The sequence below is a fragment of the Lysinibacillus sp. G1-3 genome (assembly GCF_056322905.1).
Genome location: NZ_JBWHYQ010000013.1, coordinates 42,596 through 69,221 on the forward strand (window position 1 = coordinate 42,596; position 26,626 = coordinate 69,221).

Genomic DNA, 26,626 nt, shown 5'->3' on the forward strand with positions numbered 1-26,626 from the left:
TCAATTCTCTTCAATTTTTTTTACTAATCGTTCTACTAATGTTGTTAATTCTGCAAATGTTTCTTTATAAATTCCTATACTACCACCGTAAGGATCTACAACATTTCCGCCACTAACTTCGCTTGTATATTCTTTTAAAGTAAAAACTTTTTGTTCAGCATTTGGGAAATTAGCAATAATTGTATCTTTATGAGCTGTTGTCATTGTTAAAATTAGATCAGCCCACTCCATTTCAGTTATTGATAATTGTGTTGCTAAATGCTGATGCGTCATATTTGCTTCATATAATACTTGTTGTGCATGTGCAGACATTTCTGCATTTGGCATCGCATAAATGCCCGCCGAACGAACTTCTACATTGTCCAATTGTTTATGTTTTAAAATAACCTCTGCCATAGGACTGCGACAAGTATTCCCGGTGCAAACAAATAGTATTTTCATACTTATCACCCTCCACTGATTTTCTATTGCCGGATAGCTAGGAAACCCATAATAATGAAAAAAATTCCTGTTATGATTTGAAATTTATTGCCAAGTAACGTCTGACTTTTACGCGCAATGACTAATGACCCATAAGAGCAAATAAGTGCACTGACACCCGCACTTATAATAAATACCATTTTCTCTAAGTTTAGCATACCAAATGAAACACTTACTGAAAAGGTATCTAGGCTTGCAGTCACGGCTAAAAGTATTGGTGAAATTGTAACTTTTTCATCTTTCCGCGAAAATAATAGCAAATGTATGCCCATACAAAATAATAAAATACTTGATATCCATTGTCCCCATTCTAAGAGGAAACGCATTAAATAGCTTCCTAATTCGAAGCCTAATAGCGGGAAAAGCATATGCAACGCAGCTGTCCATACTGATAAAAAAAATCGATACTTAACATTTGGCAGTAATACATATAAGCCAATCACATCTACAGACGTTATTATACCCGCAAGAATTCCCTGCAAGAAAGCACTCCTTCGCTCTCTAATATTTTATCATTTTATGCTCGAAAATACAGTAATATCATAATACAATTTCCTTACAATATGGTGCTAAAAGTCACTCTATCAAAAAAAACAATCAGCTTCCACTATGGTAAAAACTCGCTATACTTGCACAACTACAGCTCAAGTACAAAAGTCTAAGTAGATACCCCCACTGATTGATACAAAAAAATAGTATGCCAGAGTTACCTCTAACATACTATTTTCTAGGTAGTTTATTTACGAAGTATACCATTTCCCGCCAGCTGCTTTCTCAAGTCGATTCATAATTGCAGCCCCTACTCCTTCAGTCGATGTAGTAGTCGCTAGAATTATTGTAGCCGCTGTTTTATCGCAAGCTCTTAGGGCATGATACAATGCCGCACCCATTTCTTCTTTACTACCAGCTTCTCCTACTGAGAAATAATAATCAGCCTTGCTGTCAACAAAACTAGCTGGTGCAAGTAACGCTACTTTATGTCCTTGTTTTTGTAATTGATGTACAGCCTCATGAACTTTTTTCAAATCACAATCAATTAATAGCACAGGGGCGTTAGGTGCATAGTGTGTATATTTCATACCAGGGGCTTTCGGAGTAGTCTCTAATGTCTGCTCTGTTTTTGAAGGTTGAAGTACTGGACCGATTTTAGCCTCTAACATTTCTTTTGTAATTCCGCCTGGACGCAAAATTACTGGAGGTTCGTGTGTAACGTCTAACACTGTGGATTCGAGCCCGATCCCAGTAGTACCTCCATCTAAAATATAAGGTATGTACCCTTCCAAATCATCTTGAACATGTACAGCTTCTGTAGGACTCGGCTTCCCACTACGATTAGCACTTGGCGCAGCAAGTGGCTTTTTTAATTGTTGCAGTAAGTCGAGTGCAACTGGATGATCTGGCATACGGATGCCGACAGTAGTAAGACCAGCTGTCACACTGTCTGCCAACACATTTGGCTTTACAGGCATGACAAGCGTCAGTGGACCTGGCCAAAATAAATCCATGCATTTTTTTGCTACTTCTGAAATATGCTCGATATAGAGTTCAACTTCCTCTTTCGTGCCAATGTGGACAATTAGCGGATTGTCTGAAGGACGACCTTTTGCTTCAAATATCTTTTTGACTGCTGTATCAATTGTTGCAATAGCTCCAAGCCCATAAACCGTTTCTGTTGGAAATGCTACGACCTCGCCTGCATTTAAGATATCCACAGCCTGTGCATAATTTGTCTGACTATTCACATTTCTATCCACAATTTTGCAAACGGTTTCCATAATTAAAACCTTCCTTCAATTATTCATTTTTACTGAATTATCCACATAATGTTTATAACTTATTAAAAATTGTGCATAAGTTATCTGAATTTGTTAACAATTCATTCAAAAAAACCTTTAATCCATTCCCATATAAAAAATGTAACTGGTTCCTTTTCTTCTTTTATTTCTTCTTTTTGTTCATCTTTATCGGGCTCACAAATTGAGGGGAATATGCTACACCACCAGTTATCACCACGTGCATCACCGATTTTCACAACAATCGATTGATATAAATTTTGTGGATAAAGTACTGCGTTATGTCTCTTCGGTGGAAATAAGTTATCCCCAATTACAACCTGTGTATGAAGCTGTGGATAATTCTTTTTGATTTCCGCTTCAATTTCCTGTTTCAATAAAATAATTTGCTCGTTATCCACAGTTTTAGCTCCAGCACTTGCAACTACTTGCTTAAAATACGGCTTTAAATTTTGGACAAGCTGTTCCTTTTCAAGCTGATCTTGTGTCGTATTGCTATTTGCAATCACGCGTATACGAAAATCATTTTCTTGCTCTTGATTGCTAGCTTCTTTCGCAAAACCTACTAATGATGGAATATATATAATACATAATTGTAAAGAAATCGCAATGACTACTAATCTTGCAAAAGCTAAAAAGATATTTTGTTTTGGTAATCTAATAATCTTGTATTCGTTTAACATAAAAATCCCTCCTTGCTCCACATTGTGGGCAAGAAGTAGATACTTTATACATGAATTTCACAAAAAATCATTCGGGGCTTACCGTTTATATCTTTTTCTATCGAAACTGTAGCCTGCGGAAAACTATTTTTAAAGAATTGAGCGACCTGCTCCCCTTGTGTATATCCGATTTCAAGACCAATGAGGGCTGGTTTATTCATAAGGGGTGGAAGCTGTTCAGCCAATTTTCTATATAAAATGAGTCCGTCTTCTTCTGCAAAAAGAGCACTATGTGGTTCATGCTCTAGCACAGTATTTGACATCTCTTTTGCTTCATCAAAAGCAATATACGGCGGGTTCGATAAAACGATATCAAATTTCTCACCTGACAGAGGTTTCGTTAAATCCCCTAGTCGAAAATCAATATCCGCCGCCAAGCTTTGTGCATTTTTTTGCGCCGTAGATAAAGCAGCCTCAGATAAATCAGTGGCTACGACTGTCAGCTCTGGACATTCTAACTTCATAGAAAGAGCAATTGCACCACTACCGGTACCGATATCCGCAAGCTTCAAGCTTTGGTTTTCAAATATTTTGTTCATACGATTAATCGTTCCAAGTACTAATTCCTCCGTCTCCGGTCTAGGAATAAGTACTGACTCATCGACAATAAATGAACGGCCATAAAATTCTTCACTACCGATGCAATACTGTACAGGTCGTCCACTCGCATGCTCTTCGATAAGTTCTTTAAATTTCTCTTGGTGTTCAGCTGTTAATGCGTCTTGAAGGTGTAACATTACTTCTGAATAGCTAGTGCCAAGTATATGCTGCATGACAATACGTGCCGCTGTTTCCTCACGACCATTATCCACTAAAAAAGAAGAAGCCCATTGAAGGGCCTCCATTACATTATTATAGGTCATCATTTAATCGCTCTAACTTCGATGCTTGCTCTTCTAAAATGAGCGTATCAATGATTTCGTCTAGTCTACCTTCGACGATTTGATCTAGTTTTTGAATCGTTAAACCAATACGGTGGTCTGTAACTCGGTTTTGTGGATAATTGTATGTGCGAATACGCTCAGAGCGATCGCCTGAACCTACAGCTGATTTACGTGTAGCATCGATTTCCTTTTGTGCTTCTTGCAAATACATATCAGCAACACGAGCACGCAGAATTTTCATTGCCTTTTCACGGTTTTTAATTTGTGATCGTTCGTCCTGCATCGATACAACAACACCTGTTGGTAAGTGGGTCATACGCACAGCTGACATCGTTGTATTTACCGATTGACCACCGGCACCAGAAGATGCAAATGTATCTACTCGGATATCTTTCTCATGGATATCCACATCTACTTCTTCAACTTCAGGTAAGCAAGCTACTGTCGCTGTCGATGTATGGATACGCCCTTGAGATTCTGTTGCTGGTACACGTTGTACACGGTGTGCGCCATTTTCAAATTTGAATTTTGAATATGCACCTTGACCGTTAATCATAAATATAACTTCTTTATAGCCGCCCATTGGGTTTGGCGTCGCTTCCATTATGTCAATTTTCCAGCCTTGTGTCTCCGCATAACGAGAATACATACGGAATAAATCGCCCGCGAAAATATTCGCTTCGTCTCCACCAGCTGCCCCACGAATCTCCATAATAACGTTTTTATTATCATTAGGATCTTTTGGAATTAATAGAATACGTAAACGGTCTTCTAACTCTTCTTGCTGTTCTTTTAGAAGGTTGAATTCTTCTTTCACCATTTCATGCATATCAGGATCTTTTTCATTATCTAGCATCTCACGAGTATCAGCTAATTGCTCTTTTACACTTTTATATTCACGATATGCATCTACAGTTTCCTGGATATCTGATTGTTCTTTAGAATATTCACGTAATTTTTTACTATCATTTACAATATCGGGATCACTTAAAAGCTCTGTTAACCTTTCGTAACGATCCTCTACTGCTTGTAATCGATCGAACATGGATTTCACCTCTATTTAGTTTTTTATAAAGTTTGCTCTGTTAACTGTCGCCAAAAAGAAAAACTCTACATTAGAATCTCGCTAAGCGCGTAAAATTTTTTTATAAACATTTATTATTTCCACTACTTAGTATAAGGAAATCTTCGCATGTATGCTACTTTTTCTTCGTTCTATCAACTGGAGCATTTTGCCTTATAGCGGCGGATTCGCGTGGCATTTACGACACACCGGATAGTATGAATCATTCCCGCCAATTTGAATTTGATCACCTGTATAAACAGGCTTTCGACTTTCATCAACACGTAAATTCATTGTCGCTTTTTTATGACAGAACCAGCAAATCGTTTTCATTTCCTCAATTTTATCTGCATATGTAAGCATATACTGACTGCCTTCAAAAAGCTCATTTTGGAAATCGTTTTTTAGACCGAAGCCCATAACTGGAATATCTAACTCATCTACGATATATGCTAACTGCAAAACATGTTCTTTTTTTAGAAATTGTACTTCATCAACAAGTACACAGTATGGTTTTACAGCATTGTTTTTTACTAGCTCAAAAATATTTGTATCATCATTAACAGGAATGGCTTGTTGACGTAAGCCTACTCGACTTGAGATAAAGCCTACTTCATCTCGCGTATCTATGCCTGGTGTAAACATCATTACAGGTTTTTGTTGTTCTTCATAGTTATGCGCAACTTTTAAAATTTCTATGGATTTACCACTGTTCATTGCACCGTGTTTAAAATATAGCTGTGCCATTTTGTCTTCTCCCTTTCTTCATGTCGAGCTGGATACTGAAAAGACTCGCATCAACGTATTTCTTTAACTTCTTTCAGTAGTTGTTTCCCACCACTGTCGGGGCGAGGTGAATGCGGATTAAAGGCGTTCTTTGTGCAAGCACAAAGCCGATTCCTGACGCAATTATGCCGAGGCATAATTGATTATACTGAAAAAAATACCTGCCAAGCACATGCTTGGCAGGTATTAAACTAACATTAGTTTTTAAGACCGTATTTTTTGTTGAAACGATCCACGCGACCATCAGCAGACGCGAATTTTTGACGGCCAGTATAGAATGGGTGACAGTCGTTGCAGAACTCGACAACGATGTTTTCTTTTACTGAACCAGTTTTGAAAGTATTACCACAAGAGCAAGTTACTGTTGCTTCTTTGTAATCTGGATGAATTCCTTGTTTCATATTCGTTTTCTCCTCTCGCCCTGAACCATCTGGAACAGAGTATTATCGAACTGTACCTTACATAGCCCGAATATGTCGGCTACATATGTACACGTTACATACTTTGCAATATTACCATATGAAATATACATTTGACAATAGTTTTGAATGTATCAATGATTAGTTATTTAAAAAATTTAAACACTTCTCCGACTGCAGAGTCTATCATAAATGAGAAAACTATCGAAGATAAAATAACTGTTACTACTAAATAGAAAATAAAACCATAAAAACTATCAATGTTTTTAGATTTATTACTTAACAACTTAATCATGACAAACATAGGGATAATACCAATAGCTAACGCAAATCCAATGTATATCATCGTTGTTGAATACGAGAATGATTTCAACAATCCTAATAAAATACTTAAAACCATAATAGCTATAGGTAGTGTATAATAATTTCCTATTTTACTAATAACATTTGTAAAACTTAGACTTTCAGAAAATAGTTTTGCCGTTAAAAATATAGCAAAGATACTTATTACTATTAGTAAAGAAATGAATAACGACATGTAAAAAAATACTTGAATGAAGGATGGAGCAATGCTTTCAAAGAAACCAAACCCTCCTGAAAAGAATTGTTTTATTAATGTGAATACTGATATTGCTGTTAATACAACATAGATAATCATACTTATAATACTATTTTTCCAAGTAGCTTCTACATTAAAATTTGCGGATGGCATTTTTAATTGTTCTACAAAATAATTAACGTATAATTTAGATTGCTTTTTAATTAATTCAATTTGCTCATTACTTTGCGTAGTATTCTGAGCAGTCTGCGTATATTGTGAGTGTGGTTGTTCATCACTCATGCTATGCGTTGTTGCTGCTCGTTCTTGTGCAGCATTTTCAATCGGAGCTCCACATTTCCCACAAAATCTTCCGTCATCCTGCGCATGACCACATGCTAAACAGTTTTTCATATGTACACCTCATTAACATTTTGTCTTTTTCGTTTGTAAGACGAAAAGACATATTTCTTTTTTATGTTCATAACTAGTGGAACCTTCTTTATAGCTCGATTGCAACTTTACTACAGTATGTACAAAACAATACTTCCTCACTATTTTGCTCCCCGCAATTTGTGCAAAATTCCACTAATAATACCCATTACCTATATATTATAACAAAATTATACAACGAAAAATTGCAAAATAATAGATTTGTTTACTAATTTATTCAACCTTAGATGAATACTTTGGAGATTTATCGGAACAAAATCTCATTTTATCGGAATAACTTCAGTTTAATTCACGTTGTCGTAAAAAAATCACCATCTAATTAATGCTAGTCGATGGTGATTTTTTATAGTTAACCTCGTACTTCACGATAGTCATTATCCACTAATCCTATTTTTTTATTTCGTTCTTTGAATCGAATATTGTGGGAAGACACGTACGCCACTTTTGGTGCATCTGGCTCTAAATAAAGCTTTGCACTATTCAACGCTAAAATACCATCCGTAAATGCACCCGCTATTAATCTTACCTTAGAAGGATGATCTACAAAATCTCCTGCACCATAAACCCCTTCTATATTTGTTTCACGCTTTTCGTTGACAATAGCTACTCCGTCTTGAATATTTAAACCCCACTCTTCAAGTGCGCCATAATCACATTTTAAGCCATGATTAACGATGACTGCGTCCACTTCTAATTGTTCGACTTCGTCTGTTTCTTTATTGGCAATTGACACGGACTGTATTAAATCACCATCACCATGCAATTGCACCACTTCATAAGGTGTTTTTATAGATATAGAGGATTCGCGCATTTTTATAACATTTTTTTCATGACCACCAAATTCATCACGTCGATGAACAATTGTTACACTAGCAGCAATTGGCTCTAGCTCATTTGCCCAATCCACAGCAGAATTACCACCACCAGAAATTAAAACATGCTTATTACGGAAAATTTCTAATTCCTGTACTGTGTAATATAAATTTGTCACCTCATAGCGATCTACTCCAGCTATATCGAGCTTTTGCATAGAAAGTACACCATATCCAACTGCTAAAATGACCGTTTTCGAATAGTGTTTCTCGCCTGTTGAGGACGTTAACATAAATGTACCATCACTCTGCTTTTCTAATTTTTCAACTTTTTGATTTAATACTATCGTTGGATCAAATGTTTTTGCCTGTTCAACTAGTTGTTCAATTAGCTGTCCACCTAATATTGGTGTTACAGCACCAACATCCCAGATCATCTTTTCAGGATAAATTAACATTCGACCACCAAGCTGAGAGCTATATTCTATAATTTTTGTCTTTAAGTCGCGCATCCCACTATAAAAAGATGTATAAAGGCCTGCGGGTCCCCCACCAACAATCGTTACATCATACATTTCTATCGTCATATTCGGCATTCCTCATTTCATCTTTTATTTTTTCACTCTTTTTCTTTTCTAACAGCATATTTGTCACTTCTTCTACTTGGGCAAGTACAGCAATCGGGTCAAACGCCCAAAATCTTTCTGCATCTAAATAAAATACATTGTTATTTTTCACTGCATCCATTGACTTCCACAAAGAATCTTCTCTGTTTAACTCGGCACCATTCGATTCATCCAAGAAAATATAATCTCCCGCATATTCAGGTAATACTTCATAAGAGACTTGCTTGTACGTTTCCCCAGTTTCAATTAATTCCTTTTGAGTACTTTCGGGTGCTTTTAGTTGCAATTGCTTATAAATTGCTTGCCCACCACGATAAATACCATCACCGTATAAATAAAAGTCTTTGCTGTATGCCCCAAAAATTGAATACGTTTCATTTGGATCTAAAACTTCTGCTAACTTTTCACGATTTTCTGAGACTTTCTCTGCAAACATTTTCAGCCAAGCTTCTCCTTCAGCTTGTTTTCCTAAAATTTCAGCGAGCCCTTTTACTTCTTCTTCCACACTACGGTAAGTTTCATAGGGCAATACAACAGTCGGTGCTATTTTGGATAGCTTTTCATACGATTCTGCATCCGCTTCAGCTGTAATAATTAAATCTGGCTTCAAAGCTAAAATAGATTCAACTGCACTTTCCCCTGTATTTTCTATATCATCAATTTGGTCTTGAATGTGGACATTATCTAAATCTCGTTGTGTCGCACCTACTGGCTTTACCCCTAATAGTAATGAAGTTGGCAAATATGCATCCACTACAAGTCGCTCAACTTTTGTAGGAATTTCAATTTCTCCATTAATAGTGGATATCTTTTTCGTCGTTGCTTCTGTCTCTGCTTTAGGATCACCGTTCATCGATGTCTCATCATTGCTACTACATCCTACAAGCATAAGTGCTACTATAATTAAAAATATAGTTCGTTTTTTCATCATTCCACTCCTCCGAAATTGAAATACTCCCTTTTATTCCTTTAAACGCGCTAATAAATATAAGAAATAGGGTGCTCCTAAAACTGCTACTACAATCCCGGCTGGAATTTCTGATGGCTCTAAGATTAAGCGACCGATTGTATCGGCCATTAAAACTAATAATCCACCTAAGAGTGCGGCAGCAGGCAGTAAAAACTGATGTTTAGCCCCAACGAGCTGACGTGCCAAATGTGGAGCAATTAATCCAACAAATCCAATCCCCCCACTTACTGACACACTTGCCCCAGCTAATCCTACAGATGCTGCAAGTAGCCAGCGACGCTCCCTTTCAATAGAAGCTCCCAAACCGACTGCTGTTATTTCTCCTAAATTTATCACGTTCAAAACGCGGGATTTTGAATACACAAATGGTAGTAAAATTAGTAACCATGGCAATAAAGATAATACGAATCTCCAATTTGATCCCCAAATACTCCCCGCTAGCCACGTTGCAACGAATTGATAATTTTCAGGAGTTAAACGCAGCGTCAGCACAATCATCGCTGAGCTAATACCCGCAGCTACTGCAATCCCTGATAATATTAAGCGCATTGGGGTAATTCCTTCATGACGTCGATAAGAAAGTATATAAATTAAAACAGCTGTCATCCCTGATCCTACAAATGCTAACACCGGCAGTAAAAATACAGGTGCTGCTTTAGTAGATGGAAAAAATGAAATATAAAGCATAACTGCAAGTCCAGCTCCTGCATTTATACCCAAAATGCCTGGGTCAGCTAGAGCATTTTTAGAAATACCTTGTAAAATAGCCCCGGAAACTGCTAAGCCCATCCCCACTAAAACTGCAATAACGATACGAGGCAGCCTAAATTCAAACAAAATAAGTTGCTGTTGGGCATCGCCCTGACCAAAAAGTGTTCGAATAACCTCCATTGGTGTTAGCTTTATAACCCCTGTATTCATACTAATGACAAATGTGATGACTATTAGTAAAGCTAGTGTACCTAGAATTAAGAAGTTTTTCTTTTTAGCTTTTTGTTGAGTTACTGTTAAAAAACTATTACTCATAGTTCTTTTCCTCCTTTACGGGCTATATATAGGAAGAATGGAACTCCGATAAACGCAATTAGCGCTCCAATTGGTGTTTCGTAAGGTGGATTGATCATCCTTGCAACAAGATCAGCCAACACAACAAGTAATGCTCCATAAATTAATGAACATGAAATAATCCAACGATAATCGTGTCCAACTATGTATCTCATAAAATGCGGAACTATTAAGCCAACAAACCCGACTGCTCCAACGACTGATACTGCTGCTCCTGCCAACACTAAAACAATTACCATTCCCCATATTTTTACTACGGTAGTACGTTGTCCAAGTCCTACGGCAATTTCTTCACCTAAACTTAGTAATGTAATGGAACGTGATAAAATTAGAGCACCAATCATTGCCGCCAGTATCCATGGCGATAATATTTGAAGATGATACCACTTTGTACCTGAAACACCTCCTGCATACCAGAAGGCTAAGTCTTGTCCAATACGATAATAAAGAGCAACGCCTTCTCCTAGCGCACCTAATAGAGCACTTACAGCAGCACCTGCCAACACTAATCGCATCGGCGTTAGGCCACCTTTTGATAGCGAACCTACGCCATAAACAATCGCAACACCTAAGCCCGCTCCAACAAATGACCATAAAACTATATACATGTACGATAAATTAGGGAAAAAAGCAAAGCAGATTGCTAGCATAAACGCGGCACCAGAATTTAACCCTAATAATCCAGAGTCAGCCAATGGATTGCGTGTCATGCCTTGCATAATCGCACCTGCGACCGCAAAGCATCCACCTACTAATCCTGCGCCTAACACTCGTGGTAATCGAATATCATGTATAATTTGATGTGTTGTTACATCCGGTGAAAAATGAGTAATAGCTGTCCATACAGTACTCAATGAAATATCTGCGGCACCAAATGAAATAGACAAACCGATTGCAAATATTAACCCTATCACCCCAACAATTAAAGCTACTACACCACGGACTGGATGAGATCGCTGTTGTAGTTCATCTAAATCTCTAAGCCCTCCTACTCCTGTCGACGTAGTCATACACTTCCTCCTTAATCCTTACAATTCAATTTCCTACTTAACGCTATTCTTTCATGTCGTGCAGTTGGTAAGATAAGCAGATAGGATTTTTACTATATGGGCAGACAGCCATTTCTGCATCAATATTGAACACCTTTTGTAAATTTTCCTTTGTCATCACTTCATTTGGCTGACCATTCACAATTAAATGTCCATCTCTCATAGCAATCATAAAGTGCGAAAAACGAGAAGCATGGTTCAAATCGTGTAATACCATCACAATCGTCCGTCTTTCCTCTTTATTTAGCTTTTGTAACAGTAATAAAATATCGAGCTGATGTGCTAAATCTAAATACGTAGTAGGTTCATCAAGTACTAAAATATCTGTTCCTTGAGCTAATGCCATGGCAATCCATACTCGTTGACGTTGCCCACCGGATAGTGCCTCTATCGGACGGTCACTAAACTCTCTAAGACCTGTAACATCGATAGCCCAATGAATATATTCATAATCTTCCTTGTGCAATGTACCAAACCCTGCTTGATGAGGAAAACGGCCATAGGATACTAGTTCAAAAACTGTTAATCCTCCTGGAGCTGTTGCTGTTTGAGGCAAAATCGCCATTCTTTTTGCTACTTCTTTTGTCTTTAATTGATGAATTGCTTTTCCATCTAAGTAAACTGCTCCATCTTGGGTCCGTAGTACACGTGCAACTGCCTTTAATAAGGTAGATTTGCCACAGCCGTTTGGACCAATAATCGTTGAGATTTGTCCTTTTGGAATTTCCACACTTAAATCATGAACAATGAGCGTCGAGGAATAACCAATAGCTACACGATCTATTTCAAGAACTGACATATAATCCTTCCTTCCTTTTATCAATTCACCTTGGCGTCATTGCGCTAAGTGACGATAAAATGACAAATTATTAGCTTAGATTTGTAAGCCAAATTGCGCTGTATACAAACCATAATAAGCATTTTTTCTATCCATTAATTGCTCATGAGTACCTTCTTCTATAATTCCTTTTTTCGATACAACGACAATTCGATCAGCATCCTTTATCGTTGCTAAACGGTGTGCAATCACTAATGTTGTACGGCCTATTGCGAGCTCGTTTAAAGCTTGTTGAATTGCCTGCTCGGTTTCTGTATCCAAAGCAGATGTTGCTTCATCCAAAATCAATACTTTAGGATTTTTCAAGAATATACGTGCAATCGATAATCTTTGCTTCTGTCCGCCTGATAATTTCACGCCACGTTCACCAATTAATGTATCCATGCCATCAGGTAGCGCTTTAATGACATCTGTAAGCTGCGCTCTCTGTGCAGCAAACCAAATATCTTCCTCACTCGCGTTTAAATTACCATAAGCAATATTTTCTCGAATTGTGCCATCAAACAAAAAGACATCCTGTTGAACAATTCCTATATGTGAACGTAAAGATTGCAGCTTAAAATCTCGTATATCGATGCCATCAATTTTTATTGAACCTTCATTTACTTCATAAAAACGTGGTAATAAACTGCAGATGGTAGATTTCCCTGCACCAGATGGACCTACTAGCGCGACCGTTTCACCAGGATGTACCTTTAAATTAATATGGTGTAAGGTATGATTATTTTCAGAGTAACCAAACGATACATTAGTAAATGTAATTTCTCCTCCAATTTCATCAATAGCTTTTGCCTCTGGACGATCAGCAATTTCAGGTGCTGTTTCTAGAAATTCAATGTATCTTCTAAACCCTGCCATTCCTTTCGGATAACTTTCAATAAACATATTAATTTTATTGATGGGGTTTAAGAGAATACCTGATAATAAAATAAATGCAATGAATTCACCATTTGTTAAATGGCCTTCTAAAACGAAATATGCACCTACAAATAGCGTGAATAATGACAAAATTTTTGTGAGAATGCCTGAGATTGCTTCATTCCAAGCCATTACTTTATAAGAAAAAAGCTTTGTCATTCGAAATCTTTCATTGTTTGCTTTAAATCGTTTAATCTCATGCTCTTCATTCGTAAAGGCTTGTACAACACGAATACCACTTACATTGTTTTCAACACGTGCATTAAAATCTGCAATATCCCCAAACATTTGACGGAATGCTTTGGACATTAACTTCCCAAAAATAATCGTTAAAATTAAAATGATTGGAACCAGTAGGAAAATTAGTATTGTAAAGGTTGGATCAATGTAAAACATAACTCCGAATGTACCTACAATCGTCATTGCAGCAATAAACATATCCTCTGGTCCATGATGTGCAAGTTCACCAATGTCCATTAAATCATTCGTCAATCTTGAAACTAGGTGCCCTGTTTTATTGTTATCGAAATAACGGAAAGAGAGCTTTTGAACGTGACTAAACGCTTCCCTTCTCATATCCGTCTCAATATTGATTCCTAACATATGTCCCCAATACGAAACGATAAAATGTAAAATTGAATTAAAAATATATAAAACAAATAATAATAAACTAGCCATAATAATCCACTTTAGTTCACCGTCTGGTAAAATATCATCAATTACCTTATTTAAAACGATTGGAAATGCTAATTCGATAAGGGCTACTAGTATGGCACAGGAAAAATCCAAAATAAATAATCCTTTATAGGGCTTGTAATATGAAAAAAAACGCTGTAATAACATTGAGGAAGCCTCCTATTATCAATATCATTCATAGTATTCTAGTAAATAAGCTACCCCATCATACACAGGTAGCTCACATTTCTTTGTACTATTTATTACTTTTGTTGAGCCTTTGAAAACTCTACTATTTTGTCAGCCATATCTTCGGCTTGATGTAATCCAGAGAGTGGATCAGAAGCAAAATAATATTCTGGTTCTAATTCTATTGTTTTATTATTTTTGACAACATCGAGATTTTTCCAAGTGGAAGGAAATTTCTTCTCTTTATTAAAGAAATTAATAACAAAAACATAATCCCCAACATAGTCTCCTACCACTTCATAGGAAATTTCATAACGCCCACCTGTAGATTCTTTTGTATCGAAAAGCTCCTGTACCTTTTCCTGAGGCTTCATATTAAGCATTTGATAAAGTGCTCTACCACCTGACACACTTGAATTCCCTACAACCGTTGCATTTTTTTCGAATACGTCATAAATAGTAAAAGTAGCTCCTTCTGGGATAACATTATTTATTTTTTCCTGTGCTTGCGCTATACGTTTCTCAAAATCTTGAACAAATGCGTTAGCTTCGTCCTGACGACCTAAATATTCTCCCATCGCTTTAACTTCCTCGGTAGCCGATTTATGCGCTGTTTCCGAAAATACAATAGTTGGAGCAATCTTTTCATATTTTTCTACATCTTCTTTATTCCATGTAATGATTAGATCTGGCTTTAATTCTAAGATCTTTTCTAATGATGCACTCCCATCTGTACCAATATTGGAAATATCACCTTCCTTGTAATAAGATTTTAAAAATGCTGCAAAGTCTAAGTTAGCTGTCACTGCTCCTACTGGAATAACATCCAACGCTAGAATTTGTCCAAGATACCAGTCTGTCACTACCCGTTCTGCTTTAACTGGAATTTCTACTTGTCGTCCACTATCATCTGTCACAGTTCTAGTCTTTACTTCTTCTGACTTAGGCTCATTTTCTTTATGTTCAACAGATTGTTTTGTATCTTCTCCACATGCTGCAAGTAAAACGAATAAACTTAGCAAAAATGGTATCTTTACATGCCTACTTATTTTTTTCATCATTATGTTATTTTCCTCATTTTCATATTGTTTTGCTTGCGCGAGCTGATTCTTATTGTATTGAAAATGATTCTCATTTGTAATGGCGATTTCGGACAAGTTTGATGTATATTTCAGCCTAAAATTACTTGGTGCCATGTTTGTTGCCTTTTTAAAAACCCGACTAAAATAATATTCATCTTCAAATCCAAGCGAAATAGCTATTTCTTTTATGCCGTATTGATTTTCTACCAAGTAATGCTTCGCCTTTTCTATTCTTAGTTGCTGTAAATAAATTTGTGGACCTACTTCATAACGAGCCTTAAAAATACGTAATAAATGACGTGCACTAATGTTTAGTAAATCAGCAAGTGCCTGTATGGATAAAGATTCATGTAGGTTTTGCTCTATATACAGACGTGCTGCTTCTGCCCTATCAATGTCGTGCGGTTCCCCCTGCCCCTCAGCCAGTTCTCGAAAAACACGGTAGACGAACTCATAAAAGGATGCTTTCACTGATAAATGCTCTTGAATAGAGCCCGACTGCCATTTGCTGTACATATCTTGCAAAATTGTATGTAAGGCTACTGGATTTGCAGGTATACAAGAGAAAGTCGTTTGGAATGGCCGATATTGTATCTGTAAATGTTGCATAAAAGCATCTTTGCAAATTACATCCCCTTTATAGGAGATAAGGAAGTAGCTAATGCTATTTGGTGCCGTAATATGAAAGGATTTGGACTTTCCAATATGGAAAATACTAAAGTGCTGTACATGATAAGGTTGCTCATCAATGACAATTTCTGCATCTCCTGCTGTGATGATAAGGAATGCGCTATTTTTTAAAACCTTTGTCATTCGAACATCGGTATTACTAACATAGTCAATTTGCTTTAACTGGATATTTGCATTTTGCCATAGAAGCATATAAGCGTCATAATTCATTTCCGTCTCCTTTTAAAAATAGAATTATATGGAACTATTATATTGATAATGATTCTCAATTTCAATTATTTTAGATTAAATAAAAAAATCACCATCGACTATTGCTAGTCAATGGTGATTCATGGTTATAGTAGGCCTTTGCCTTTAGTAGCTTTTTTCATATCTTCATTTAGCTTATCAAAGAATTCTTCATTTGATTTTGTTGTACGTAATTTTTTCATGAAGCGCTCCGCGAAATCAGGTGCGTCCGAGAATGTTTTACGAATTGCCCATAGCTTTTCAAGTTGCTCAGGCTCAAGTAGAAGCTCTTCCTTACGTGTACCTGAACGGCGGATATCCAGCGCAGGGAAAATACGACGCTCTGCTAATTGGCGATCAAGATGCAGCTCTAGGTTACCTGTTCCTTTAAATTCTTCATAAATGACCTCATCCATACGAGATCCTGTATCTACTAAAGCAGTCGCTAAAATTGTTAAACTACCGCCTTCTTCAATATTACGTGCCGAACCGAAGAATCGTTTTGGTCGATGGAACGCCGCAGGGTCAATACCACCTGAAAGCGTACGACCGCTCGGAGGAATAACTAAGTTATACGCTCGTGCTAAACGTGTAATAGAATCCATTAAAATAATAACATCACGCTTATGCTCAACTAAGCGGCGTGCACGTTCTAACACAATTTCTGCAACTTTCACATGATTTTCTGGAACCTCATCGAAAGTCGAGCTCACTACATCAGCATTCACTGAACGTTCAATATCAGTTACTTCCTCAGGGCGTTCGTCAATTAGTAATACAATTAACTCTGCATCTGGATAATTAGTTGTTATCGCATTCGCGATTTCTTTTAATAATGACGTTTTCCCTGCTTTTGGTGGTGCGACGATCAATCCACGCTGCCCGAAGCCTACAGGTGCCACTAAATCCATAATACGCGTCGATAAATTGCGCTGTGTAGTTTCAAGCTTAATTTGTCGATCAGGATATAAAGGCGTTAATGCAGGGAAATGCACACGTTCTTTAGCTACTTCTGGGTCTTCACCGTTAACAGCGTCTACTTGTAGTAGTCCATAATAGCGTTCATTTTCTTTAGGTGGACGTACTTTACCAGATACCTTGTCCCCATTTCGTAGGTCAAAACGACGAATCTGAGAAGCAGAAATATAAATATCCTCTTTACTTGGAGAGTAGTTAATTGGTCGAAGGAAGCCAAAGCCTTCTTGCGAAACAATTTCTAGTACACCTTCCATAAAGAAATAGCCTTCTTGCTCCGAACGAGTTTTCAAAATAGCAAATATTAATTCTTTTTTCGTTAGCTTGCTATAATATGAAATTTTATATTGGCGTGCTAGGGCATAAAGCTCCTTTAACGTCATGTTTTCTAATTGAGCGATTGTCAATGCAGACATGTGCACAACTCCAGTCTTTTTCAAAATATAATTTTCATTTTTGGGGTTTTCATAGAAGTTTTTTGCGATAGGCCTATATCACCTTGGCATAATTGTTACACTTTACTTTCAATACAATAGCATTTTGCTACATGAAGATAAAGTTAATCTTTTCGTACCTGTCAGTATTTTCAGTTGTTCGTTAGAAATTAAGCAGGGCGATAGATACTTCAATTAACTAGGCAAAGCATTGAAGCATAACATGGCCTTATAAAACTATGGGATGGTTGAAAATTTAGAAGAAGGTACCTAGTGCAAAAAAGATGCACTAGGTATATTTTAGAAGAAAATTTTATTTATAGCTAGGTTTTTTATCAAGAGCATGACGACCTTCTACAAATCGTACAGTTCCAGATTTAGCTCGCATAACTACTGAATGAGTTAATGCGTAGGCTCCTTTATACTGAACACCTTTTAATAGCTCACAATCTGTTACAGCAGTCGCTGCAAAAATAGCATCGTCACCTTTAACTAGGTCATCTAAATAAAGAACTTTTTCTACGTCTACACCCATTTTTTCGCAGCGTTCTAACTGTTCAGCATCTTCTGGCACTAGCTTCGCTTGGAAGTCTCCACCTAGACATTTTAAAGCAACAGCTGAAATAACACCCTCTGGTGCACCACCTGTACCAAACATAATATCAATGCCAGTTTCATCAAAAGCAGTATTGATAGCCGCTCCAACGTCACCGTCTTGAATAAATTTAATACGTGCTCCAGCTTCTCGGATTTCATCAACAATTGCTTGGTGACGTGGTCGATCTAAAAGTGTAGCTACTACGTCCGAAATATCTTTATTTTTAGCTTTCGCTACTTGTAATAAATTATACGTAACAGAAGCGTTAATATCTACCTTACCAGCCGCTTCTGGTCCTACTGCAATTTTCTCCATGTACATATCAGGCGCGTTTAACAGATTCCCTTTATCTGCAATAGCAAGAACTGTCATTGCACCATTTGTACCCTTCGCTACAATATTCGTACCTTCTAATGGGTCAACTGCAATATCTACTTTAGGACCACCATTGCGTAAGCCAAGCTCTTCACCAATATAAAGCATTGGCGCTTCATCCATTTCACCTTCACCAATCACTACTGTAGCATGCATTGGAATTGTATCGAACATTACGCGCATCGCTGTCGTTGCTGCATCATCTGCCTCAATTTTTAAACCGCGACCCATCCATTTCCCGGATGCGATTGCTGCTGCCTCTGTTACTCGTACTACTTCCATCGATAAACTACGTTCCATTGTCTTATTTGCCTCCCGTTATCGGCATGTTTCTTCGCCGAAACATTCAAATTACCTCTATTGTAACATAGTTAGTTCAAAACTTTTAGCTCTCATTATTCCTTTGTCTCTGCTACGCGTGCCATTATTGTTTCACGTCGAATATCAGCGCCTAAATCACGTAATTTCTCAATAAGTGAGCTATACCCACGTTCAATATGATAGATATCGTGAATTTCTGTTTCACCTTCAGCTAAAAGCCCTGCTAATACTAATGCAGCACCAGCACGAAGGTCTGTAGCTGTTACAGTTGAACCTTGTAATTTATTAGGGCCTGTAATAATAGCTGTATTTCCTTCAACGCGTGCAATGGCATTCATACGACGAAGTTCATCAATATGCTTAAATCGAGCTGTATAAATCGTATCTGTTATCTTTGAGGAACCAAATGCTTGAGACATTAATACAGAAAGTGGTTGCTGAATATCAGTCGGGAACCCTGGATACACTAATGTTTTTACATCGACGGCCTGCAATAAGGAAAGGTCCGTTTTGGGCACAAAAATACTTTCTTCATCAATTTCGATTTTCACACCCATTTCACGAAGCTTTGCAATAATTGCCTCTAAATGCAATGGAATAACATTATCAATGGTAATGCCTTCACCTAAAGCGGCAGCCATTATCATAAACGTAGCAGCTTCAATACGATCTGGAATAATTGTATGCTCCGTACCATGAAGCTCCTCTACGCCTTCAATACGGATAACACTAGTACCCGCACCTTTAATATTAGCTCCCATGTTAGTAAGAAGAGTTGCTACATCAATAATCTCTGGTTCTTTTGCTGCATTTTCAATAACCGTACGTCCTTTTGCAAGAACAGCAGCTAACATAATATTAATGGTTGCTCCCACACTGGCAACGTCTAAAAATATTTTGGCACCAATTAATTCATCAGCACGTAAATAAATCGCTCCATGCTCATTCGTAACTTTCGCACCCAATGCCTCAAAGCCTTTAATATGTTGATCAATAGGACGTGGCCCTAAGAAGCAGCCTCCCGGTAAACCAATCACAGCTTTTTTAAAACGCCCAAGCATGGCTCCCATTAAGTAATAGGAAGCACGAAGTTTTTTCACGTTGCCGTTCGGTAATGGTAAAGCAATCATTTCCGTTGGATCAATTGTCATTACGCCATCCTCAAATGACACTTCCCCACCGATTTCCTCTAATAATGCCTTTAACGTCCACGCATCAGAAATTTCTGGTAACCCTCCAATTGTCACTGGAGAGTTCGCCAAAATCGATGCAGGAATTAAGGCGACTGCACTATTTTTTGCACCACTAACTTTTATTGTACCCTGTAGGCGATTTTCGCCTGTAATTTTATAAACATCCATTTTGCGTTCTCCCTCATGATTGGAAAGTAATTTTTTCTGCAATTGGCTCACTATATAATCTTATTATTCGCCTTTTCTCTTATTCCAATCCGCTAAAAATCCTTCAATTCCTTTTTCCGTTAGTGGATGATTGAAAAGTTGCTTTAATACTTTAAATGGAGTAGTCGAAATATGTGCACCTGCAAGTGCTGCAGCTGTTACATGTTGCGGATGACGAATAGATGCAGCAATAATTTGCGTATCGATATTATGGATTGTGAAAATATCTGCAATCGTTTCAATTAGTTCTACACCGTTTTGACCCATATCATCTAAACGACCGATAAATGGTGATACATATGTAGCACCTGCACGAGCAGCCATTAATGCTTGGTTGGCACTAAAGATTAATGTTACGTTCGTTTTAATACCTTTGTCTGCAAAGAAGCGACATGCCTCTAAGCCTGCTGGAGTCATTGGCAGTTTAACTGTAATATTCGGAGCAATTTCAGCCAATTCTAAGCCTTCTTTAATCATACCTTCTGCATCTAGAGCGATTACTTCCCCACTCACTGAGCCATCTACAAGCTCTGAGATTTCACGAAGTCGATCATGGAAAGAAACATTCTCTTCTTTTGCAACTAATGATGGGTTTGTTGTAACACCTGATAAAATACCCCATGCGTGTGCTTCTTTAATCTCTTCAAAGTTTGCTGTATCTATAAAAAATTTCATTATTTTTTCCTCCTAATCACTGTTTTGACTCATCATCCTACTTGAAGTTGATTTCCGTTCTGACTGGGCACTTTCTTAGGACCAATCAGTTGGAACGGCAATCAATTTACTATACAACTTTTGGGATAAGCCTGCTATTTAAATTTTTGCCAAAAATTTTTTATTTCAAAAACAAGAGAAGGTCGATAACAACATCAACACTTCTCTTATATGTGTATTCATCTCTGTTTTTTTTGCGTATTAGATACTAAAATTATGCTTTTTGCGCACTGCCAAATTCACGGATTTTCCCAATAACTGTCGCTTTAATCGCTTCACGTGCTGGTGCAAGGAATTTACGAGGATCATAAACAACTTTATCGTTTTCAAGAACTTCACGAATTACTTTTGTAGCAGCAATTTGATTTTCAGTATTGACGTTAATTTTTGCTGTACCTAATGAAATTGAACGTTGAATATCTTTTGTTGGGATACCTGTACCACCATGTAATACTAATGGAAGGTCTGCTAAGTTTGAGATTTCTTCCATTTCTTTAAAGCCTAAGTTTGGTTCGCCTTTATAAGGACCATGTACAGAGCCAAGTGCTGGCGCTAAACAATCGATATCTGTCATCTCAACCATTTTACGGCATTCTTCTGGATCAGCGTACATAATACCACCGATTACGCCATCCTCGTCACCGCCTACTGTGCCAAGCTCAGCTTCAACAGAAACACCTTTCGAATGAGCATACTCAACTACTTTTGAAGTAGTCGCAACGTTTTCCTCAAATGGATGATGAGAAGCATCGATCATTACAGAAGTAAAGCCTGCATCAATAGCTTCTTTACATTTTTCAAAGCTTGAACCATGGTCAAGGTGAATAGCTACAGGTACCGTAGTGCCATAAGATTCCATTAAACCTTTTACCATGTGTACAACGGAAATAAATCCGCCCATATATTTTCCTGCACCTTCAGAAACGCCTAGAATAACTGGAGATTTTTCCTCTTCTGCTGCTTGTAAAATTGCTTGAGTCCACTCAAGGTTGTTAATGTTGAACTGACCAACCGCATAACCTTCTGCTTTTGCTTTAATTAACATCTCTTTCATAGATACTAATGCCATACTAAAAATCCTCCTCTTAGGACTATCTTTTCTACATAGATATGCTATTTAATCATAGCAAAAACAAAGTAACCTGAAAAGCATTTCAGGTTACTTTGTTTTCTGCACGAAAGCGAAGTGCAACGTAGCGGCAGTGCCAACCGTTGTGTAGTGCAACGAAACGAAGGTTACGTGAAAGCGGAGCGACAGCGTCCAACCGTTTTGCAGTGTTAACGGAACGAAGGTTAGCCACAGTACGATCAAATAGTGTTACATGAAGGTAGATGTCGATATTTATCAAAAGTTGGGTGATCAATATAAAAAGTTGGTCGATAAATCTCAATACTGCAGAAAAATAAAAGAGGATCATCGGACGGAAATCACCCCCTCGTTATGGTGATGAGTCATTTATTGTGGAAGCAAAATAATAGTAAAATGGTAGAAAACTTCTATAATAACCAAGAAAAACAGGCGGTGTTGACCACTGCCTGTTCATCTAAGCACTTACTATTTTATTAACCTCATCACGCACTTCAAAAATATCAAAAGGCTTAGTAAAATATCGAATAGCTCCTAAATCTAATGCCTCCTGTACAACGTCCAATTCACCATATGCTGTCATCATGAAAACTGGAAGTTGTGGCCATCGCTCTTTTAAGTGCTTTAAAATTTCTATGCCATCCATTCCTGGAATTTTCATGTCTAGCAGGACACAATCTATTTCCTCTTCCTCAGCATACTTCAGTGCTTCCATACCATTTGCAGCTAAATATGTACCGTAACCTTCTTTTTTCAACACTTCATTTAAAAGTAAACGAATTCCTGGTTGATCATCGACAATTAGTACTCGTTTCACATTTCATTCCGCCCTTTTTTAGTTATTATTTTTACGTAAAATTCTCTCTATTATGTAATATTCTCCTTTAACCTATTAATACCTTCTATTATTATAAATTATCTACTTTTGCTTTATGCTCTTTTCAAACCTATAATATTGATTGAGGTGGGACTATGTCAAAAATATTAACAACACAACTAAGTGGTTTATTACAAAGAATATCACAAAATGAAGAGGAAGCAATTGAAGAAACAGCGCGATTACTTGCGCAAGCGGGTATTAGTGAAGGTAATGTCTATTTCGCATGCTTTGGCGAAATGCAAGTTGTCGAATTAAATGCATTTCAAGCTGTGGAACGTTTTACGAAGTTAGTCCCTTGGACAAAAGATACAGTAATCACAGAAGCAGATCGTGTATGCATTTTTACACGTAGCGCACACGATGAGGATGCATTAGCATTAGCACAGCAATTAAATAATCAGTTTATTCCATTTGCAGCCGTTGCTAGCGAAGTGGCTAATGCCGAAAATCCACTGGCAGATTTAGCGTATACGTATATTTCAACACGCATGCGAGGTGGTTTATTACCGAACGATTTAGGTGAGCGCATAGTTGTACCACACGCTATTGCTGCCCTTTTTGTTTATGAAGCCGTAAAAATTGCGTATGATGAAATGCTTGGTCTTGATGACGAAGAGCTATAAAGAATCTATAAGAGGAGTTGTCTCAGCACTAGAGACAACTCTTTTTATATAGGAATACTTTGAAGTTTTATCGGAACAATTTTAGCTTTTATCGGAATAATCTCGTTTTGCCGAAGAGCTAAAAAAAGAGTTGTCTCAGCACGTGAGACAACTCTTTTTTGTATTATTTAAATGTTGCTCCGATAAAATCACGGAACAATGGCTGTGGACGGTTTGGGCGTGATACTAATTCTGGGTGGAATTGGCATGCTACGAAGAAATTATTTTCTGGTAACTCGATAATTTCTACTAATTTTCCGTCAGGACTTGTACCTGAGAAGACAAGACCTTCTGCTTCCATCGCTTCACGATATTCATTGTTAAATTCATAACGATGACGGTGACGCTCATAAACAAGCTCTTGACCATACGCTTGGCTTGCCTTCGAGCCTTCTTTTAACTTACATGGATATAAACCTAAACGTAATGTACCACCGATGTCGACATTGTCGTTTTGATCTGGTAAGAAGTCAATAATTGGGTATTGTGTTTGTGAATCTAGCTCTGTTGAATGCGCTCCTTGTAAACCAAGCACGTTACGAGCAAATTCTACTGTTGCCAGTTGCATACCTAGGCAAATACCTAAGAATGGTACATTATTTTCGCGAGCATATTGTGTCGCTAAAATTTTACCTTCAACTCCACGATCGCCGAAACCACCTGGAACTAAAATAGCGTCAGCACCTTTTAATAGCGTAGCAACATTGTCAGCATCTACATGCTCTGCATTAATCCAGTCAATTTCAATATCAGAATTAAATGCATAGCCTGCATGTTTTAATGCTTCTACAACAGAAATGTAAGCATCTTGTAGTTCTACATATTTACCTACTAATGCTACTTTTCGTTTATTTGGTAAGCTCTTCACTTTTGCTACAAGCTCGCGCCATTCTTCCATATCCGCTTCTGGTGCTTCAATGCCAAAATGGTCAAGTACGATATCATCAATATCTTGTGCATGTAGGTTTAATGGTACTTCATATAAATGCTCTGCATCACGAGATTCAATAATTTCGTGTGGCTGTACATCACAGAATAAAGCTAGTTTTTCTTTCATATCTTGTGGCACTTCTTGCTCTGTGCGGACAACGATAATATTTGGTTGAATACCTAAAGAACGTAATTCTTTTACAGAGTGCTGAGTTGGTTTTGTTTTAAGCTCACCTGCAGCTTTAATGTAAGGAATAAGCGTACAATGAACGTACATTACGTTGTTATGGCCTAAGTTCGTTTTCATTTGGCGAATTGCTTCAAGGAATGGTAATGATTCGATGTCCCCAACTGTTCCGCCTACTTCTGTAATAACTACGTCTGCGTTAGTTTCGCGACCAGCGCGTTGAATACGATCTTTGATTTCATTTGTAATATGAGGAATTACTTGCACTGTTCCACCGTTGTAATCACCACGGCGTTCTTTTTGTAATACAGATTGATAAACACGACCTGATGTTACTGTAGAATGTTTTCCTAGGTTAATATCAATGAAACGTTCGTAGTGACCTAAGTCTAAGTCAGCTTCTGCGCCATCATCTGTTACGAATACCTCACCATGTTGATAAGGACTCATTGTACCTGGGTCAATATTGATATATGGGTCAAATTTTTGAATCGTCACTTCTAATCCGCGATTTTTTAATAAACGACCTAGAGATGCTGCTACAATCCCTTTTCCAAGTGAAGACACAACCCCACCTGTTACAAAAATATACTTTGTCATGAAAAAATTCCTCCTTATGTTGTACTAGAAATTGTTAGTAAGAAAAGTACATTCACGCCACATGCCGATTCTAAGCATTGATGCCAATGTTTTGACAGGCTAAGAAAATAAATATTTCTCATCCCTAAAATAAGAAAAGCCGAGAATGCCTACAAATATGTAGTCGATTCGAAGCTGTCATCGTTTCTATCTCTTTTCTACTTTCCTTTTAAAAAGATTTAACATATATTCAATCACCGCTTACTATACATCATGAATAATTTAGCGCCTTACTATTCATTCCGTAATTATAAACATGGGAGAACTTGATTGAATAAAGTTAAAAAATAAAAAAACGCTCCTCCTGCATAGGTTTGCAGGGGGAGCGTATTACATACACGGTCTTTCTCCTTTAATAAGGAGCCCAAGTAAAAGATTAAACGGAACCGTGATAGAAGTCAAGATTTTTTACTACAAGGATAAAAGAAAGAAAATTTCAAAGAGTAATTATCATCAAATTATACCTCGATTTCCATGACATCCTCAGAAGGCTTACTAACTTATTTTAGCGGATGTTTGCTAAAATAAATTAGACTTCATCCTCTTCTTCAAATTCATCTTCTTCTTCATCGATAAAGTCTTCATCGATTTCTTCATCGATGTCTTCTAAATCTTCTTCATCAAAGTCGATATCTTCTTTATCATCTGCTTCATCTTCTTCTTCTTCTTCATCTAGATCTTCTTCAACGAATTCTTCATAATCTTCATCAAAGTCAATATCTTCTTCTTCTAAATCTTCTTCTAAATCTTCTTCATCCTCAAGGGCTGCTTTAGATTTTTTCTTATGCGTTTTAACAGATGGAGCTGTTTCTTCTTCAATCTGTTCAACTTTATACCATTCACGTAAGCCCCAGCCTGTTTCTTGATTAAATAAGAAGCGGCCATCTACATTTATATCCGTGTAAAATTGTAGTAGGCGAGCTTTTATTTCCTCATCACTATAGCCAACAAGCTCTTGAATAATTGTTAATAAGTCATTAAAAGACACTGAGGCACGTTTTTCATTTAAAATTGCATAAGCTAAGTTAATTAACGATTCTTCCGCTAATTGTTCTTTTGTCATTTCACGAAAATTCATTCGTGCACTTCCTTTCTCTCATCACATTGGACGTTTTAAAATTCATATAGCTTTATTTTCGGAGCG

26 protein-coding genes are annotated in these 26,626 nt (G+C 37.3%); 1 reads left to right on the top strand and 25 read right to left on the bottom strand.

What is annotated here, in order from left to right; genetic code table 11:
- The 23 genes from ACVYAD_RS15095 to ACVYAD_RS15205 form a co-directional block, all read right to left on the bottom strand.
- Entirely contained in the window at positions 1–441 is a 441-nt protein-coding gene (locus ACVYAD_RS15095) for a low molecular weight protein arginine phosphatase (protein WP_079559400.1), read from the bottom strand.
- 23 nt (positions 442–464) lie between these two features.
- Positions 465–962: a manganese efflux pump MntP gene (locus ACVYAD_RS15100; protein ID WP_349660638.1), complete on the bottom strand. Its 498-nt coding sequence runs from the start codon at positions 960–962 to the stop codon at positions 465–467.
- Positions 963–1,220: 258 nt separating this feature from the next.
- Positions 1,221–2,255 carry an L-threonylcarbamoyladenylate synthase gene (locus ACVYAD_RS15105; protein ID WP_349660639.1) on the bottom strand — a complete coding sequence of 345 codons (1,035 nt, stop codon included), beginning with the start codon at positions 2,253–2,255 and terminating at the stop codon, positions 1,221–1,223.
- Positions 2,256–2,356: 101 nt separating this feature from the next.
- Positions 2,357–2,956 carry a stage II sporulation protein R gene (locus tag ACVYAD_RS15110; RefSeq protein ID WP_476427011.1) on the bottom strand — a complete coding sequence of 200 codons (600 nt, stop codon included), beginning with the start codon at positions 2,954–2,956 and terminating at the stop codon, positions 2,357–2,359.
- Between the two features lie 44 nt (positions 2,957–3,000).
- A complete protein-coding gene (gene prmC, locus ACVYAD_RS15115; RefSeq protein WP_476427012.1) occupies positions 3,001–3,861 on the bottom strand; it encodes a peptide chain release factor N(5)-glutamine methyltransferase in 861 nt (286 codons plus the stop codon).
- The gene (gene prfA, locus ACVYAD_RS15120; protein WP_349660642.1) at positions 3,848–4,924 is read right to left on the bottom strand and encodes a peptide chain release factor 1; all 1,077 of its coding nucleotides are present in this window, start codon (positions 4,922–4,924) and stop codon (positions 3,848–3,850) included. The genes prmC and prfA overlap by 14 nt, the downstream gene beginning before the upstream one ends.
- A gap of 192 nt (positions 4,925–5,116) precedes the next feature.
- A complete protein-coding gene (locus ACVYAD_RS15125) occupies positions 5,117–5,689 on the bottom strand; it encodes a thymidine kinase (protein WP_349660643.1) in 573 nt (190 codons plus the stop codon).
- Positions 5,690–5,925: 236 nt separating this feature from the next.
- The gene (gene rpmE, locus ACVYAD_RS15130; protein WP_010857976.1) at positions 5,926–6,129 is read right to left on the bottom strand and encodes a 50S ribosomal protein L31; all 204 of its coding nucleotides are present in this window, start codon (positions 6,127–6,129) and stop codon (positions 5,926–5,928) included.
- 163 nt (positions 6,130–6,292) lie between these two features.
- Positions 6,293–7,099, bottom strand: coding sequence for a DUF6574 domain-containing protein (locus ACVYAD_RS15135; RefSeq protein WP_349660644.1), 807 nt, complete (start codon positions 7,097–7,099; stop codon positions 6,293–6,295).
- An 88-nt stretch (positions 7,100–7,187) separates the two neighbouring features.
- Complete coding sequence (locus ACVYAD_RS15140; protein ID WP_432760155.1) at positions 7,188–7,274, bottom strand: zinc-ribbon domain-containing protein; 87 nt, start codon at positions 7,272–7,274, stop codon at positions 7,188–7,190.
- 213 nt (positions 7,275–7,487) lie between these two features.
- Entirely contained in the window at positions 7,488–8,537 is a 1,050-nt protein-coding gene (locus ACVYAD_RS15145; RefSeq protein ID WP_349660645.1) for an NAD(P)/FAD-dependent oxidoreductase, read from the bottom strand.
- Entirely contained in the window at positions 8,518–9,507 is a 990-nt protein-coding gene (locus ACVYAD_RS15150) for an ABC transporter substrate-binding protein (RefSeq protein ID WP_476427014.1), read from the bottom strand. The genes ACVYAD_RS15145 and ACVYAD_RS15150 overlap by 20 nt, the downstream gene beginning before the upstream one ends.
- A 30-nt stretch (positions 9,508–9,537) precedes the next feature.
- Positions 9,538–10,572 (bottom strand): FecCD family ABC transporter permease, encoded by a 1,035-nt coding sequence (locus ACVYAD_RS15155; RefSeq protein ID WP_476427015.1) that lies wholly within the window; start codon positions 10,570–10,572, stop codon positions 9,538–9,540.
- Positions 10,569–11,621: a FecCD family ABC transporter permease gene (locus ACVYAD_RS15160; RefSeq protein WP_476427017.1), complete on the bottom strand. Its 1,053-nt coding sequence runs from the start codon at positions 11,619–11,621 to the stop codon at positions 10,569–10,571. The genes ACVYAD_RS15155 and ACVYAD_RS15160 overlap by 4 nt, the downstream gene beginning before the upstream one ends.
- A 43-nt stretch (positions 11,622–11,664) precedes the next feature.
- A complete protein-coding gene (locus ACVYAD_RS15165) occupies positions 11,665–12,459 on the bottom strand; it encodes an ABC transporter ATP-binding protein (protein WP_476427018.1) in 795 nt (264 codons plus the stop codon).
- Between the two features lie 75 nt (positions 12,460–12,534).
- Entirely contained in the window at positions 12,535–14,259 is a 1,725-nt protein-coding gene (locus tag ACVYAD_RS15170) for an ABC transporter ATP-binding protein (protein WP_349660650.1), read from the bottom strand.
- Positions 14,260–14,354: 95 nt separating this feature from the next.
- On the bottom strand, positions 14,355–16,262 hold the full coding sequence (locus ACVYAD_RS15175) for an AraC family transcriptional regulator (protein WP_476427019.1): 1,908 nt from the start codon (positions 16,260–16,262) through the stop codon (positions 14,355–14,357).
- A 125-nt stretch (positions 16,263–16,387) separates the two neighbouring features.
- The gene (gene rho, locus ACVYAD_RS15180) at positions 16,388–17,671 is read right to left on the bottom strand and encodes a transcription termination factor Rho (RefSeq protein WP_349660652.1); all 1,284 of its coding nucleotides are present in this window, start codon (positions 17,669–17,671) and stop codon (positions 16,388–16,390) included.
- Positions 17,672–18,002: 331 nt separating this feature from the next.
- A complete protein-coding gene (gene glpX / locus ACVYAD_RS15185; protein WP_079559386.1) occupies positions 18,003–18,962 on the bottom strand; it encodes a class II fructose-bisphosphatase in 960 nt (319 codons plus the stop codon).
- 95 nt (positions 18,963–19,057) lie between these two features.
- Positions 19,058–20,344, bottom strand: a complete 1,287-nt coding sequence (locus ACVYAD_RS15190) for a UDP-N-acetylglucosamine 1-carboxyvinyltransferase (protein ID WP_476427020.1) — start codon at positions 20,342–20,344, stop codon at positions 19,058–19,060.
- Positions 20,345–20,407: 63 nt separating this feature from the next.
- Positions 20,408–21,058, bottom strand: a complete 651-nt coding sequence (gene fsa / locus ACVYAD_RS15195; RefSeq protein WP_349660654.1) for a fructose-6-phosphate aldolase — start codon at positions 21,056–21,058, stop codon at positions 20,408–20,410.
- A 253-nt stretch (positions 21,059–21,311) separates the two neighbouring features.
- Positions 21,312–22,166, bottom strand: coding sequence for a class II fructose-bisphosphate aldolase (locus tag ACVYAD_RS15200; RefSeq protein WP_349660655.1), 855 nt, complete (start codon positions 22,164–22,166; stop codon positions 21,312–21,314).
- 475 nt (positions 22,167–22,641) lie between these two features.
- On the bottom strand, positions 22,642–23,001 hold the full coding sequence (locus tag ACVYAD_RS15205; RefSeq protein ID WP_349660657.1) for a response regulator: 360 nt from the start codon (positions 22,999–23,001) through the stop codon (positions 22,642–22,644).
- A 155-nt stretch (positions 23,002–23,156) separates the two neighbouring features.
- Here ACVYAD_RS15205 and ACVYAD_RS15210 point away from each other — a divergent pair, with 155 nt between their 5' ends.
- Positions 23,157–23,687, top strand: a complete 531-nt coding sequence (locus tag ACVYAD_RS15210; RefSeq protein WP_349660658.1) for a DUF2529 family protein — start codon at positions 23,157–23,159, stop codon at positions 23,685–23,687.
- 163 nt (positions 23,688–23,850) lie between these two features.
- Here the strand turns inward: ACVYAD_RS15210 and ACVYAD_RS15215 are convergent, their stop codons facing one another.
- Both ACVYAD_RS15215 and rpoE read right to left on the bottom strand, forming a co-directional pair.
- Positions 23,851–25,443 (bottom strand): CTP synthase, encoded by a 1,593-nt coding sequence (locus ACVYAD_RS15215; protein ID WP_349660659.1) that lies wholly within the window; start codon positions 25,441–25,443, stop codon positions 23,851–23,853.
- Between the two features lie 568 nt (positions 25,444–26,011).
- Positions 26,012–26,560, bottom strand: a complete 549-nt coding sequence (gene rpoE / locus ACVYAD_RS15220; protein ID WP_476427021.1) for a DNA-directed RNA polymerase subunit delta — start codon at positions 26,558–26,560, stop codon at positions 26,012–26,014.
- Positions 26,561–26,626: the final 66 nt, after the last annotated feature.

What these genes read in the sequence shown, in the direction of transcription:
- ACVYAD_RS15095 (WP_079559400.1), bottom strand. Translation starts at nt 441, where the DNA reads ATGAAAATACTATTTGTTTGCACCGGGAATACTTGTCGCAGTCCTATG.
- ACVYAD_RS15105 (WP_349660639.1), bottom strand. Translation starts at nt 2,255, where the DNA reads ATGGAAACCGTTTGCAAAATTGTGGATAGAAATGTGAATAGTCAGACA.
- ACVYAD_RS15110 (WP_476427011.1), bottom strand. Translation starts at nt 2,956, where the DNA reads ATGTTAAACGAATACAAGATTATTAGATTACCAAAACAAAATATCTTT.
- prmC (WP_476427012.1), bottom strand. Translation starts at nt 3,861, where the DNA reads ATGATGACCTATAATAATGTAATGGAGGCCCTTCAATGGGCTTCTTCT.
- prfA (WP_349660642.1), bottom strand. Translation starts at nt 4,924, where the DNA reads ATGTTCGATCGATTACAAGCAGTAGAGGATCGTTACGAAAGGTTAACA.
- ACVYAD_RS15125 (WP_349660643.1), bottom strand. Translation starts at nt 5,689, where the DNA reads ATGGCACAGCTATATTTTAAACACGGTGCAATGAACAGTGGTAAATCC.
- rpmE (WP_010857976.1), bottom strand. Translation starts at nt 6,129, where the DNA reads ATGAAACAAGGAATTCATCCAGATTACAAAGAAGCAACAGTAACTTGC.
- ACVYAD_RS15135 (WP_349660644.1), bottom strand. Translation starts at nt 7,099, where the DNA reads ATGAAAAACTGTTTAGCATGTGGTCATGCGCAGGATGACGGAAGATTT.
- ACVYAD_RS15145 (WP_349660645.1), bottom strand. Translation starts at nt 8,537, where the DNA reads ATGACGATAGAAATGTATGATGTAACGATTGTTGGTGGGGGACCCGCA.
- ACVYAD_RS15150 (WP_476427014.1), bottom strand. Translation starts at nt 9,507, where the DNA reads ATGATGAAAAAACGAACTATATTTTTAATTATAGTAGCACTTATGCTT.
- ACVYAD_RS15155 (WP_476427015.1), bottom strand. Translation starts at nt 10,572, where the DNA reads ATGAGTAATAGTTTTTTAACAGTAACTCAACAAAAAGCTAAAAAGAAA.
- ACVYAD_RS15160 (WP_476427017.1), bottom strand. Translation starts at nt 11,621, where the DNA reads ATGACTACGTCGACAGGAGTAGGAGGGCTTAGAGATTTAGATGAACTA.
- ACVYAD_RS15165 (WP_476427018.1), bottom strand. Translation starts at nt 12,459, where the DNA reads ATGTCAGTTCTTGAAATAGATCGTGTAGCTATTGGTTATTCCTCGACG.
- ACVYAD_RS15170 (WP_349660650.1), bottom strand. Translation starts at nt 14,259, where the DNA reads ATGTTATTACAGCGTTTTTTTTCATATTACAAGCCCTATAAAGGATTA.
- ACVYAD_RS15175 (WP_476427019.1), bottom strand. Translation starts at nt 16,262, where the DNA reads ATGAATTATGACGCTTATATGCTTCTATGGCAAAATGCAAATATCCAG.
- rho (WP_349660652.1), bottom strand. Translation starts at nt 17,671, where the DNA reads ATGTCTGCATTGACAATCGCTCAATTAGAAAACATGACGTTAAAGGAG.
- glpX (WP_079559386.1), bottom strand. Translation starts at nt 18,962, where the DNA reads ATGGAACGTAGTTTATCGATGGAAGTAGTACGAGTAACAGAGGCAGCA.
- ACVYAD_RS15190 (WP_476427020.1), bottom strand. Translation starts at nt 20,344, where the DNA reads ATGGATGTTTATAAAATTACAGGCGAAAATCGCCTACAGGGTACAATA.
- fsa (WP_349660654.1), bottom strand. Translation starts at nt 21,058, where the DNA reads ATGAAATTTTTTATAGATACAGCAAACTTTGAAGAGATTAAAGAAGCA.
- ACVYAD_RS15200 (WP_349660655.1), bottom strand. Translation starts at nt 22,166, where the DNA reads ATGGCATTAGTATCTATGAAAGAGATGTTAATTAAAGCAAAAGCAGAA.
- ACVYAD_RS15210 (WP_349660658.1), top strand. Translation starts at nt 23,157, where the DNA reads ATGTCAAAAATATTAACAACACAACTAAGTGGTTTATTACAAAGAATA.
- ACVYAD_RS15215 (WP_349660659.1), bottom strand. Translation starts at nt 25,443, where the DNA reads ATGACAAAGTATATTTTTGTAACAGGTGGGGTTGTGTCTTCACTTGGA.
- rpoE (WP_476427021.1), bottom strand. Translation starts at nt 26,560, where the DNA reads ATGAATTTTCGTGAAATGACAAAAGAACAATTAGCGGAAGAATCGTTA.